The organism is Sphingomonas sp. Leaf30, assembly GCF_001422525.1.
In the GTDB taxonomy this organism is placed as follows: domain Bacteria; phylum Pseudomonadota; class Alphaproteobacteria; order Sphingomonadales; family Sphingomonadaceae; genus Sphingomonas; species Sphingomonas aerolata.
On the sequence record NZ_LMKZ01000018.1, the window covers coordinates 93,661 to 105,778 of the forward strand.

General features: G+C 67.3%; 10 protein-coding genes. 5 read left to right on the plus strand and 5 right to left on the minus strand.

Translation table 11 applies throughout. The annotated features are described in order from the left end of the window. Window positions 1-41: 41 nt before the first annotated feature. Window positions 42-1,202: an alpha-hydroxy-acid oxidizing protein gene (locus tag ASE89_RS14175; protein WP_056679015.1), complete on the plus strand. Its 1,161-nt coding sequence runs from the start codon at window positions 42-44 to the stop codon at window positions 1,200-1,202. Here ASE89_RS14175 and ASE89_RS14180 read toward each other — a convergent pair. Then, complete coding sequence (locus ASE89_RS14180; protein WP_056680637.1) at window positions 1,199-1,699, minus strand: DNA-deoxyinosine glycosylase; 501 nt, start codon at window positions 1,697-1,699, stop codon at window positions 1,199-1,201. The two genes, ASE89_RS14175 and ASE89_RS14180, sit on opposite strands and share 4 nt — an antisense overlap. 57 nt (window positions 1,700-1,756) lie before the next feature. On the opposite strand from ASE89_RS14180, the gene ASE89_RS14185 reads away from it, so the two are divergent. Further along, window positions 1,757-3,823 carry a S9 family peptidase gene (locus ASE89_RS14185; RefSeq protein WP_056680640.1) on the plus strand — a complete coding sequence of 689 codons (2,067 nt, stop codon included), beginning with the start codon at window positions 1,757-1,759 and terminating at the stop codon, window positions 3,821-3,823. 113 nt (window positions 3,824-3,936) lie between these two features. Here ASE89_RS14185 and ASE89_RS14190 read toward each other — a convergent pair whose 3' ends face one another. Further along, the gene (locus ASE89_RS14190; RefSeq protein ID WP_056679019.1) at window positions 3,937-4,872 is read right to left on the minus strand and encodes a DUF808 domain-containing protein; all 936 of its coding nucleotides are present in this window, start codon (window positions 4,870-4,872) and stop codon (window positions 3,937-3,939) included. 149 nt (window positions 4,873-5,021) lie between these two features. On the opposite strand from ASE89_RS14190, the gene ASE89_RS14195 reads away from it, so the two are divergent. The 3 genes from ASE89_RS14195 to ASE89_RS14205 all read left to right on the plus strand — a co-directional run bounded on the left by ASE89_RS14195 (window position 5,022) and on the right by ASE89_RS14205 (window position 9,222). After that, window positions 5,022-6,032 (plus strand): adenosine deaminase, encoded by a 1,011-nt coding sequence (locus ASE89_RS14195; RefSeq protein ID WP_056680643.1) that lies wholly within the window; start codon window positions 5,022-5,024, stop codon window positions 6,030-6,032. Beyond that, on the plus strand, window positions 6,032-7,024 hold the full coding sequence (locus tag ASE89_RS14200) for a bile acid:sodium symporter family protein (RefSeq protein WP_443024357.1): 993 nt from the start codon (window positions 6,032-6,034) through the stop codon (window positions 7,022-7,024). Before ASE89_RS14195 ends, ASE89_RS14200 begins: the two co-directional genes overlap by 1 nt. Window positions 7,025-7,095: 71 nt before the next feature. Further along, window positions 7,096-9,222, plus strand: a complete 2,127-nt coding sequence (locus ASE89_RS14205) for a histidine kinase dimerization/phosphoacceptor domain -containing protein (protein ID WP_056679023.1) — start codon at window positions 7,096-7,098, stop codon at window positions 9,220-9,222. Between the two features lie 3 nt (window positions 9,223-9,225). On the opposite strand, the gene ASE89_RS14210 is transcribed toward ASE89_RS14205, so the two are convergent. From ASE89_RS14210 to ASE89_RS14220, 3 genes are read right to left on the minus strand one after another with little or no spacing between them, the layout of a single operon-like run. Beyond that, window positions 9,226-9,768, minus strand: coding sequence for a biliverdin-producing heme oxygenase (locus ASE89_RS14210; RefSeq protein ID WP_056679026.1), 543 nt, complete (start codon window positions 9,766-9,768; stop codon window positions 9,226-9,228). Continuing rightward, on the minus strand, window positions 9,759-9,956 hold the full coding sequence (locus ASE89_RS14215; RefSeq protein ID WP_037527929.1) for a YbdD/YjiX family protein: 198 nt from the start codon (window positions 9,954-9,956) through the stop codon (window positions 9,759-9,761). Before ASE89_RS14215 ends, ASE89_RS14210 begins: the two co-directional genes overlap by 10 nt. Further along, entirely contained in the window at window positions 9,953-12,007 is a 2,055-nt protein-coding gene (locus tag ASE89_RS14220; RefSeq protein ID WP_056679031.1) for a carbon starvation CstA family protein, read from the minus strand. Before ASE89_RS14220 ends, ASE89_RS14215 begins: the two co-directional genes overlap by 4 nt. Between the last annotated feature and the right edge of the window lie 111 nt (window positions 12,008-12,118).

Consider the following 12,118-nt stretch of genomic DNA (forward strand, 5'->3'; position numbering starts at 1 on the left):
GCCGTCAGGACGGGTTTAACGCCGTCGATAGGAGTAGGCGGATGCCGCATTACGGCGATTACCAGAACGCGATCTACAATGCGGGGCTGAGCGGCGTGATCCCGAAGCTGCCGGTCGATTACGCGACGCTCGAACAGCGCGCGAGCGCGGCGATGCCGCCGTCGGTGCTGGGCTATGTCCAGGGGGGCTGCGGCGACGAATTTACGCAGGACAACAATGCACATGCGTTCCGCCACTGGGGCATGACGCCGCGGATGATGGTCGATTGCAGCAGGCGGGACCTGTCGATCGACCTGTTCGGAATGCGGCTGCCGAGCCCGATCTTCATGGCGCCGGTCGGGGTGATCGGGATCTGCACGCAGGACGGTCACGGCGATCTCGCCGCCGCGCGTGCCTCGGCCGAGACGGGGGTGCCGTTGATGGCGTCGACGCTGTCGAACGATCCGCTCGAAAGCGTGGCGGGGGCGCTGGGCGAGACGCCGGGGTTTTTCCAGCTCTATACACCCAAGGACAAGGCGCTGGCCGAGAGCCTGGTGCGCCGCGCCGAGGCAGCGGGGTATAAGGGGATCGTCGTCACGCTCGACACCTGGGTGACGGGCTGGCGGCCGCGCGACCTGAACGTCGCGAACTTCCCGCAGCTGCGCGGCGCGGTGCTGATGAACTATTTCTCCGATCCCGTCTTTCGCGCGATGCTCGCCAAGCCGCCCGAGGAGGATGGCGCAGCGGCGGTGCGGCAATGGGCGGGCGTGTTCGGCAAGGTGCTGACCTGGGACGACATGGCGTGGCTGCGCTCGCTCACTACGCTGCCGCTGATCCTGAAGGGGATCTGCCATCCCGGCGACGCACGCCGCGCGATCGATGCGGGAGCGGATGCGATCTATTGTTCGAACCATGGCGGGCGCCAGGCCAATGGCGGAATCGCGGCGATCGACATGCTGCCGGGCGTGGTCGCGGCGGCGGGCGACGTGCCCGTGCTGTTCGATTCAGGGATCCGGTCGGGCAGCGACGTGGTGAAGGCGATCGCGCTCGGCGCGCGTGCCGTGGGCGTCGGGCGGCCCTATGCGTATGGCCTCGCGCTCGATGGGGCGGCGGGGGCGGCGCATGTGTTGCGGTGCCTGCTGGCGGAGGCGGATCTGCTGATGGCGGTGAATGGCTGGCCGACGATCGCCGATGTCCGTGCGGCGGGCGCGGTGCGGATCTAGCGCGACACGGCGAGGAAGGGGGCGAGCGCGTCCCAGGCGGGCTGCTTGGCGGCGCGGCCGATCGTGTGGAGCGGGCTGCTCGAGGGCAGCGCGACGATCTGCGGGCCGAGCGTTCCGAGCCCCTGTCTGAGGCCGAGCTTCAACGCGGTTGCGCCGTTGAACGCGATCGCGCGGAGATCGGGCAGGCGCGCGACCAGCTCGGCGACCGCATTGTCCTGCGCATCGAGGATCGCGGCGTCGGTGCTACCGATGCGGTGCGCCGACCCGATCACGTCCCACAGCGCCACGCCCGCATCGCGCAAGGCGGCCAGTCGCTCGTCATAGGCCAGCGCGACGAGATCGCGCGCCACCACGCCCGACATCAGCGCCCAGAACTGGTTCTGCGGATGCGCATAATAGCGAGCTTCGGCGAGCGAACGGTCGCCGGGCAGGCTGCCCAGGACGAGCAGCCGCGCATCGGCGGCGGCCACGGGCGGGAAGGAGGATTTACGCGTCATCGTGCGCGACGACGTGGCGATTGCGCGCGATCGTGCAAGCATTCTATGCAGACGCGCATGAAGATCCTGCTGTCCGCAAGCCTCGCCGTGCTCGCTCTTGCAAGCGCCCCCGCCACCGCCCGCCAGCTGACCATCGACGATGTCGTCAAGCTGTCGCGCGTGTCCTCGCCCGCCGTGTCGAAGGACGGCCGCTGGCTGGTGTGGGAACAGCGCGAGACCGATCTCGCCGCCGATCGCGGCCGGTTCGACCTGTGGCGGCTCGACCTGACGCGCAAGGGTGCGAAACCCGAGCCGCTGATCGCCGAAGCCGATGTGAACGAGACCGGCGCGCAATTCTCCGCCGATGGCGCAACCGTCTATTACCAGTCGGACAAGGGCGGCAGCGACGCGGTCTGGTCGATCGGGATCGCCGGCGGCACGCCGCGCAAGCTGACAAGCTTCGAGGGCGGTTTCGGCGGGTTCAAGGTCGCGCCGACCGGCGACAAGCTCGTGGTGTGGGCCGATCGCAAGCCCGGCGCGCCGAGCCTTGCGCCCGCGATCGTCAAGAAGGACCCGAATGCCGGGGCGGGGCGGACCTACGATCAGCTGTTCGTGCGGCACTGGGACACATGGTCGAATGGCGACCGATCGCAGCTGTTCGTGCTGCCGCTGACGGCCGCGGGCGCGCAGGGAGACGGCGTCGCGGTGACTGGCGGTCTGATCGGCGATGCGCCGTCCAAGCCGTTCGGCGGCGGCGAGGAAGTGTCGTGGAGCGCGGACGGCCGGACGCTGTATTTCGCTTTGCGCGAGGCGGGGCGGATCGAAGCGACCTCGACCAATCTCGACATCTTCTCGGTCCCCGCGGACGGTTCCGCAGCGCCGGTCAACCTGACGGCGGCGAACACCGGCATGGACAATCTGCCGACGGTGTCGCCCGATGGCCGCACGCTCGCCTGGTTCGCGATGGCGCGCGCGGGGTTCGAGGCGGATCGCCAGGTGCTGATGACGCGCGATCTGGCGAGCGGTCAGGTGCGCGCGGTAACGCAGGGCTGGGATCGCTCGGTTGCGTCAATCGCATGGAGCCCCGACAGCAAACGTATATACGTCACCGCGGACGACACGCAGGAGACGCCGGTGTTCGCGGTCGATCCCATGACGGGCAAGGTGACGCGGCTGACGCAGGAGGGCCATGTCGGTGCGGTCGTGCCGACGCCCAACGGTGTCGTCGTCGCGATCAACAGCCTGACCGCGCCCGATGATTTCTATGCGCTGGCGGTGAAGGGCACGCGGATGCCGAAGCCGGAGCGGCTGACCTCGGTCAACGCGGGAAAGCTCGCGGGCATCGACATGCCGACCGTCACGCGGTTCAACTTCAAGGGCGCGAACGACGACACCGTCTGGGGCTATGCGGTGAAGCCGTATGGCAGCCCGGCCTCGACCCAGAATGGGAAGGTCCCGGTCGCCTATATGGTGCACGGCGGACCGCAGGGGTCGAGCAACAACAGCTGGTCCTATCGCTGGAACCCGGCGGTGTTCGCGGGTGCGGGCTACGGGCTGGTCGCGGTCGATTTCCACGGGTCGACGGGGTATGGCCAGGCCTTCACCGACGCGATCAGCAACAATTGGGGCGGCTGGCCGCTCGAGGATCTGCAAAAGGGGCTGGCGGCGGCGACCGCCAAATTCGGCTGGCTCGACGGCGACCGCGCCTGCGCGCTCGGCGCGTCGTACGGCGGCTATATGATGAACTGGATCGAGGGGAAGTGGCCCGACCGGTTCAAGTGCATCGTCCAGCATGACGGCGTCTTCGATGCGCGTGCGATGGCGTACGAGACCGAAGAGCTGTGGTTCGACGAGTGGGAGCATGGCGGGAAGACCTATTACGAGGATCCTGCCGCGTTCGAGAAATGGAACCCGGTCAACTACGTCGCCAACTGGAAGACGCCGATGCTGGTGATCACCGGCGAGAAGGATTTCCGCATTCCCTATACGCAGGGGCTCGCGAGCTTCACCGCGTTGCAGCGGCGGGGGATTCCGTCACGGTTGCTGGTCAACCCGAACGAGAATCACTGGGTGCTGAAGCCGAAGAACAGCCTGCAATGGTATGGCGAGGTGATCGGCTGGATGGACAAGTGGACGGCGAAATAGGGATCCGCTGATCCTTCCCCGTCATCCTGACGAAAGTCAGGATCCAGAGCCACGAACGTCAGTGCCCGTTACCCTGGGTCCTGACTTTCGTCAGGATGACGTATGGGGGTGGCTCAGTGCGCCTTGGGCTTCTTCACCGCGTGGAGGCCAAGTGCGATCGCGCCACCGAGGATGAGGCCGACGACGCCCGACAGCGCGGCATTGACCACCCAGTTCACCACGCCCTTGGCCACCGGCACCGCGGCGGCGGCGCCCGCGGCGGCATCGTGGATAAAGTGCGGGATCGTCGTCAGCCCGAAATCCTCGATCCCGTGGACGATGATCTGTCCGCCGACCCAGACCATCGCCGCAGTGCCGACCACCGACAGCACCGACATGACGACGGGCATGCCCTTGACCAGGCCGCGGCCGAACGCTTGCACGGCCGGGCTTTTCCGCTCGGTCAGATGCAGGCCGATATCGTCCATCTTCACGATCAGCGCGACGACGCCGTAGACGAGGATCGTGATCGCGACGCCGACCAGTGCAAGCACGATCGCCTGTTCCCAGATCGGTTCGGCGGCAACGTCCGACAGCGCGATCACCATGATCTCCGCCGACAAAATGAAGTCGGTGCGGATCGCGCCAGAGACCTTCTGGTCCTCGAGCGTCTTCGGATCGATCGGGGCGGTGGCTTCGGCTTCGGCATGGCCGCCGCCGAGCGCTTCGAGGATCTTTTCCGCACCCTCGAAGCAGAGATAGGTCCCGCCAAGCATCAGCAGCGGGGTCAGGGCCCAGGGTGCGAACGCGCTGAGCGCGAGTGCTGCGGGGAGGATGAAGAGCAGCTTGTTGCGGAACGAGCCGAGTGCGATTTTGCCGATCATCGGCAATTCGCGCTTGGGCGAGAATCCGACCATGTAGCGCGGCGTGACCGCGGCATCGTCGACCACCACGCCGATCGCCTTGCTGCCCGCCTTGCCGGTCGCAGCACCGATATCGTCGAGGCTGGCCGCGGCCAGCTTGGTGATCCCGGCAATGTCGTCGAGCAGTGCGACCAGTCCTGTGGGCATCGATGGGTCCTTCGCGTGATCGGTAAGAGGCGGCAATAGCCGGTCCGCGGTAACGTGACAGCGATGTCATGCAACGGGTTTCGACCTTGCGCAAAGTGCGTGACGCGCGGAATGGTTGCGCGGTGACGCACATCACGACGGGATCGAGCATGACAGACGACTTCATCAACAACCTGCCCAAGGCCGAACTGCATCTGCATATCGAGGGCAGCCTCGAGCCCGAGCTGATGTTCGCGCTTGCCGAACGCAACAAGGTCGCGATCCCGTTCAAGAGCGTCGAGGACGTGCGCGCGGCCTACAGCTTCACCAACCTCCAGACCTTTCTCGACATCTATTATGCGGGCGCGGCCGTGCTGAAGACCGAGGAGGATTTCCACGATCTGGCGCTCGCCTATTTCGACCGGGTCGCGCAGGACGGCGTGGTCCATGCCGAGATCTTCTTCGATCCGCAGACGCACACGCATCGCGGCATCCCGTTCGACGTCGTCGCCAACGGCCTGTTCGCAGGCATCGATGCCGCGCGAGCGAAGCACGGGATGAGCATCGGCCTGATCATGAGCTATCTGCGGCATCTCGACGAGGAAGATGCGTTCAGGACGTTTGAACAGGCCGAGCCTTGGCTCGACCAGATGATCGGCGTCGGGCTCGATTCGTCCGAGATGGGGCATCCGCCATCGAAGTTCGCGCGCGTGTTCGAAGCATCGGCGGAAGCCGGGCTGCTGCTGTGTGCGCATGCCGGCGAGGAAGGCCCGCCCGCCTATATCCACGAGGCGCTCGACATCCTGCGCGTCGACCGGATCGATCACGGCAATCGTGCGCTCGAGGATCCGGTGCTGGTCGCGCGGCTCGCGCGCGAGGCGATGACGCTGACCGTGTGTCCGTTGTCGAACGTCGCGCTGCGCAACGTCGACCGGATCGAGGACCATCCGATCGACCGGATGCTCGATCTCGGCCTGCGTGCGACGATCCATTCGGACGACCCGGCCTATTTCGGCGGCTATATCGGCGAAAATTACCGCCAGACCGCGCGCGCGCGCAATTTGTCGCGCGGGCAGATCGTGACGCTGGCGCGCAACAGCTTCCTCGGCAGCTTCCTCGACGACGAGGCGATCGCCGGGCATCTGGCGACCCTCGAGGCCTATGTGACCGCGCATCCGTGATCCGGCGCTTTCTATCGATCTTCGAGCCGTTCATCCTGATGCTGCTCGGCACCGTCGTGCTGGCGAGCGTGATGCCGGCGCGGGGACAGGCGGCGACGATCGTCGGCTATGTCGCCGACGTCGCAATCTTCCTGCTGTTCTTCCTTCACGGCGCGAAATTGTCGCGCGCGGCGATCTGGGACGGACTGCGCAACTGGCCGCTCCACCTCGCCGTGCTGGGGGTGACGTTCGTCGCCTTTCCCGCGCTCGGAGTTGGGCTGACCGCGCTGCCCTTCGTCGACGCGCGGATGGCGACGGGCGTGCTGTTCCTGACGCTGCTGCCCTCGACGGTCCAGTCGTCGATCGCCTTTACCGCGATCGCCCGCGGCAATGTCGCGGCGGCGGTGTGCAGCGCGTCCTTTTCCAACCTGCTGGGCATCGTGATCACACCAGCGTTGGTCGCGCTGCTGATGCGGAACGCAGGCAACGCCGGCGGGATGTCGATCGAGAGCGTCGAGACGATCATTGTCCAGCTGCTCGTGCCGTTCGTGGCGGGGCATATGCTGCGGCCCTGGATCGGTGCATGGGTGGCGCGGCGCAAGGCGATGCTGACGATCGTCGATCGCGGATCAATCCTGCTCGTCGTCTATGGTGCATTCGGCGCTGCGGTGGTTGAGGGGCTGTGGAGCCGTGTGTCGCTCGGCGACCTGCTCCTGATCGGCCTGCTCTCTTGTGCCCTGCTGGCCATCGTGCTGGCGCTGACGCTGACCATCGCGCGGCTGATGCGGTTGCCGCGCGAGGATGCGATCGTGTTGCTGTTCTGTGGGTCGAAGAAGAGCCTGGCGTCGGGGGTGCCGATGGCCGGCGTGCTGTTCCCCGCGGCGCAGGTCGGCGTGATCCTGTTGCCGCTGATGCTGTTCCACCAGATCCAGCTGATCGCCTGTGCGGTTATCGCGCGCCGCTATGCAGACCGGGCTGATGCGCGCGTGGAGGCGATGGCACCGGTGGCGTAACTGCCTTGGCTTATTTGCTTTTCCACGCGCGAAACGACATGGTCGCGGCTTGACGGAAAGGCCCAGCATCTGTGACTGATACCGCGTTGGACCTTACGGCCTGCGATCGGGAGCCCATACACATTCCCGGCGCGATCCAGCCGCACGGGCTGTTGCTCGTCGCCGATGCGGCGAGCCTGCGCGTCGTTGCGGGCGCGGGCGATATCGAGACGCGGCTGACCCCCGACTGGCTGGGCGCAGACCTCGCGACGATGATCGGCCAGGACGTTGCCGCGCTGCTGGCGGAGCGATCGGGGCGCGGCAGCATGATCGGCGCTGCCGTCGGCACGCTGGTCGCGGGTACCAGCGAGCAGTTCCACATGGTCCTGCATGCGAGCGAGGAACACGTCCTCGTCGAGCTCGAGCCCGCCACGACGGCGCCGTCGAGCGCCGCGACCGTGCTCGGCTGGCTCGATTCGATGGCGACCGCGTTCGAGCGGTCGGGCAGTCTCCAGGCGCTGTGCGAACAGGCGGCGGTCGCGTTCCGGACGTTGACCGGGTTCGACCGGGTCATGGTTTATCGCTTTCTCGACGATGAATCCGGACGCGTGATGGCGGAGGATCGCGATCCCGCGCTGCACAGCTTCCTTAACCATCATTTTCCTGCGACCGACATCCCGAAACAGGCGCGCGCGCTGTATGTCCGCAACCGGACGCGCGCGATCCCGCATGCGGTCTATACGCCTGCGATCCTGCGCCCCGCAGGGTTCGAGACGCTCGACCTGAGCGACGTCGCGCTGCGCAGCGTGTCGCCGATCCATCTGCGCTACATGACCAATATGGGCGTCGCGGCGTCCGCGTCGATCTCGATCGTCAAGGACGGGCTGTTGTGGGGGATGATCGCCTGCCACAGCATGACGCCGCGGACGCTGGCGCCCGATATCCGCGCGACCGCGAGCACGCTGGCGAGCAGCCTCGCCCGACAGATCCGCGCGAAGGAGGAGGCCGAGGGATACCGCGAACGCCTGCGGCTGCGGTCGGTGGAAGACGTCGTCGTGCTCAAGATGGCCACCGAGGGCAGCGCACAGCGGACCGCGGCGGCGGTCGGCGACGACCTGCGCCGGATGCTGGCGAGTGACGGCTTCGCGCTCGTCCAGCACGGCGCGGTGCAGCGCGACGGCCAGTGTCCGGACGACAGAGACGTACTGGACCTGGTCGAATGGATCCGCAGCCGCGGGACAGGCGACATCGTTTCGACGCATGCGCTGTCGACGCTCTACCCACCTGCGGAACGCTATCGGTCGAAGGCAAGCGGGCTGCTTGCGATGCCGCTGATCGACGAGGGCGCGGTGCTGTTGTGGTTCCGCGCCGAGCGGATCACCGAGATCGAATGGGCAGGCAATCCGCATAAGGCGACGTCGGGCGATCCCGCTGAACAGCTGACGCCGCGCACGTCGTTCGCGTCATGGACCGAAGAGGTGCGCGGCGAATCGCGGCGCTGGTCGCTCGAGGAGATCGAGGCCGGCTATCGCCTGCGTCGGATGTTCCACGACAGCTATGCGAGCAACCGGATGCGCGCGCTCAACCGCGAATTGCAGCGGACGCTGGCCGAAAAGGACGTGCTGATCGAGCAGAAGGACGTCCTGATGAAGGAGGTCAATCACCGTGTGCAGAACAGCCTGCAGATGGTCTCCGCGTTCCTCGCGCTGCAGGCCAAGGCGGCAGGCGACGCGAACGTCACCGCGCATCTTGCCGAGGCGCAGGCACGGCTGTCTGCGGTCGCGCTGGTGCATCGGCGTCTGTACCGCGACGACCAGGTCCAGTCGGTCGACCTCGCGCGCTATCTCGAGGAACTGGCGGGCGACATGAAGGGGACGCTGGGCCAGGAGTGGGGCGCGCAGATGCGGCTCGACCTGGCACCGGTGCTGATGCCGACCGACCGTGCGGTCAATGTCGGGCTGATCCTGACCGAGCTCGTCATCAATGCCAGCAAATATGCTTATGGCGGACAGCCCGGGCCGATCCTGATCGCGCTCGAGCAATATCGCAACCAGATCCGGCTGATCGTCGCGGACAAGGGCGTTGGTCAGACCGGCACGCGCGTCGGGTTCGGCAGCCGGATGATGAACGCGGTGGTCGGACGTCTGTCGGGATCGATCGCGCAGCAGGATAACATGCCCGGGCTGCGCGTGATCATGACCGCCCCGATCGAGGATTGAGGCTCAGCGCGCGGCGGCGGCGCGGCGGTACAGGTCGAAGGTCGCGCGCGCGCCGGTGATCGCCTCGTCGATCCAGACGTCCGATCCGGCATATGTCGCGGCGCGGTCGAGTGCACCAAGCAGTTCGCGCCATTCGCCCGACAGATGCCGCGCGCCGAGATAGGCGGTCGGCAGCCCGTCGGGCACGGTGCGCGCAAGCATGATGCCGCCGAGCCGCGATCCCTCCACGACATAGAGCGCGCCCCAGGCCGCCGCGTCGCCCGCGGGCAGCGTGAAGGGCAGGGGTAGAGGCATCGTCTCGCCCAGCGCCGCGAGGTCGGCGGCGAGGAGGGGCGTGCGGGGGCGGAAGGGGGGCAGGCCCGGGACGGCGGCGAGCGCGTCCTCGGCTGCAGGAAGCGCGCGCGCGTGCGCGTGGAGGAACGCGCGATAGCTGTCGGGCGCGGCGAGGTCGAAGTTGCCATAGGCTGTGTCGACGCGGTCGTGATCGCCGCCGGTCTCGCTGCGCAGCGCGGCGACGATCGAGCGTGGCGGGTCGTTCAGCAGCATCGGCCACCGCCCTTGCCGCCGTAGCGCGCCTGTTCGCGGTCACGGAAGAACGCCGCGGGATCCATCGCCGCATGGCCGGGGTGATTCTCGGCCATGTGCTGCAGATAGGCGGCGTAGGAGGGCTGGCCGACCATCATGAGCGCGGTCTCACGCGCGCGAGCGAGCAGGTGGCGGATGCGCGGCGTCATTCGGCCGGGACCAGCATGGGCGGAACCTCGGTCACGGTCGGGCGATCGACCTTCAGCGCGGCGCGGCAGCTGCGGATGCCGAAGGCGAGAATCGACACGACGACGCCGAGGAACAGCGCGATCAGCGCCGCGTCGATCCGGTCGTTGAAGATGATCCGCTGCATCTCCGCCATCGTCTTGGCGGGCGCGAGGATCTCGCCGCGCGCCGCTGCCTCTGCAAACTTGGACGCATGCGCGAGGAAGCCGACCTTCGGATCGCTCGAGAACAGCTTCAGCAGCCCCGCGGTGATCGTGCACAGGCACAGCCACGCGGCGGGCAGGATCGTCACCCAGGCATAACGCTGGCGCTTCATCCGGAACAGCACGACCGTGGCCAGGATCAGCGCGACCGCGGCGAGCATCTGGTTCGAGATGCCGAACAGCGGCCACAAGGTGTTCACGCCGCCGAGCGGATCGGTGACGCCCTGATAGAGGAAGAAACCCCAGGCCGTGACGCACAGCGCGGTCGCGACGATGCCCGGGCCGATCGCCGAGGCATTGCGGAACGACGGCACCGCGAGCCCGATCAGGTCCTGCAGCATGAAGCGGCCGGCGCGGGTGCCGGCATCAACCGCGGTCAGGATGAACAGCGCCTCGAACAGGATCGCGAAGTGGTACCAGAACGCCTTCATCGCCTGACCACCGATCAGGTTGCTGAAGATCTCCGCCATCGCGACCGCCAGCGTCGGGGCGCCGCCGGTGCGGCTGATGATCGTCGTCTCACCGACGTCGCGCGCGGCCTGCGCCAGCGCCTCTGGCGTGATCGCAAAGCCCATATTGGTGACCGCGGCCGCCGCCGACGCTGCGTCGGTGCCGAGCACCGCGGCGGGGCTGTTCATCGCGAAGTAGATGCCGGGATCGAGGATCGTTGCGCCGACCAGCGCCATGATCGCGACGAAGCTTTCCATCAGCATCGCGCCATAGCCGATGAAGGGTGCATCGGCCTCGCTGGCGATCAGCTTGGGCGTGGTACCGCTGGCGATGAGCGCGTGGAAGCCAGAGACTGCACCACAGGCGATCGTGATGAACAGGAACGGAAACAACCCGCCCGACCAGACCGGACCGCTGCCGTCGATGAACTTGGTAAGTGCGGGCATGCGCAGCGGCGGTGCAACGACCGCAATACCAATCGCCAGCGCGACGATCGCGCCGATCTTGAGGAAGGTCGACAGGTAATCGCGCGGCGCGAGCAGCAGCCAGACCGGCAGCACCGACGCGACCGCGCCATAGCCGACCATAAGTATGCACAGCTGGACCGGGGTAAGCGTGAAGACCGGGCCCCAGAAGGCGGACTCGGCGACCTGGCCGCCATAGACGATCGCGAGCAGCAGCCCGATGACGCCGAGGATCGAGACTTCGCCGATGCGGCCCGGACGGATCCAGCGCGTGTAGATGCCCATCGCGAAGGCGAGCGGGATCGTCGCCGCGACGGTGAACAGCCCCCAGGGGCTGCCCGCGAGCGCGCGCACGACGATCAGCGCGAGCACCGCGAGGATGATGACCATGATCGCAAAGGCGCCGATCAGCGCGATCGTGCCTGCCACCGCACCCATTTCCATGCGGATCAGCTCGCCGAGCGAGCGGCCGTCGCGGCGCATCGAGATGAACAGGATCATGAAGTCCTGCACCGCGCCCGCCAGCACGACGCCGGCGAGGATCCAGAGCGTGCCGGGGAGATAGCCCATCTGCGCCGCGAGCACCGGCCCGACCAGCGGTCCGGCGCCGGCGATCGCCGCGAAATGGTGACCGAACAGGACGTTGCGGTCGGTCGCGACATAATCGAGCCCGTCCGCGCGGCGGATCGCCGGGGTCGGGCGCGTCGCATCGAGCTGCATGACGTTGCGCGCGATATAGCGGGCGTAGAAGCGATAGGCGATCAGGTTGACCGAGACCGATGCGGCGACGATCCACAGCGCGTTGACATGCTCGCCGCGCTGGAACGCGACCACCGCGAGCGCGCACGCCCCGAGCAGGCTCATCGCACCCCAGCCGATCTTTTCGCGTAACGTCATGCGGTTGCTCCCCCGTCCGGTCCGTGTACCAGCCATCGCGGATTTGGCGGGGGAGCGCTAGGGGGGAGCGCTAGGGGGGAGCGCTAGGGGGGAGCGCTAGGGGGGAGCGCT

Bases quoted from the DNA above. Each gene is read 5' to 3' on its own strand.
- ASE89_RS14175 (WP_056679015.1), top strand. From the start codon at position 42: ATGCCGCATTACGGCGATTACCAGAACGCGATCTACAATGCGGGGCTG.
- ASE89_RS14180 (WP_056680637.1), bottom strand. From the start codon at position 1,699: ATGACGCGTAAATCCTCCTTCCCGCCCGTGGCCGCCGCCGATGCGCGG.
- ASE89_RS14185 (WP_056680640.1), top strand. From the start codon at position 1,757: ATGAAGATCCTGCTGTCCGCAAGCCTCGCCGTGCTCGCTCTTGCAAGC.
- ASE89_RS14190 (WP_056679019.1), bottom strand. From the start codon at position 4,872: ATGCCCACAGGACTGGTCGCACTGCTCGACGACATTGCCGGGATCACC.
- ASE89_RS14195 (WP_056680643.1), top strand. From the start codon at position 5,022: ATGACAGACGACTTCATCAACAACCTGCCCAAGGCCGAACTGCATCTG.
- ASE89_RS14210 (WP_056679026.1), bottom strand. From the start codon at position 9,768: ATGCTGCTGAACGACCCGCCACGCTCGATCGTCGCCGCGCTGCGCAGC.
- ASE89_RS14215 (WP_037527929.1), bottom strand. From the start codon at position 9,956: ATGACGCCGCGCATCCGCCACCTGCTCGCTCGCGCGCGTGAGACCGCG.
- ASE89_RS14220 (WP_056679031.1), bottom strand. From the start codon at position 12,007: ATGACGTTACGCGAAAAGATCGGCTGGGGTGCGATGAGCCTGCTCGGG.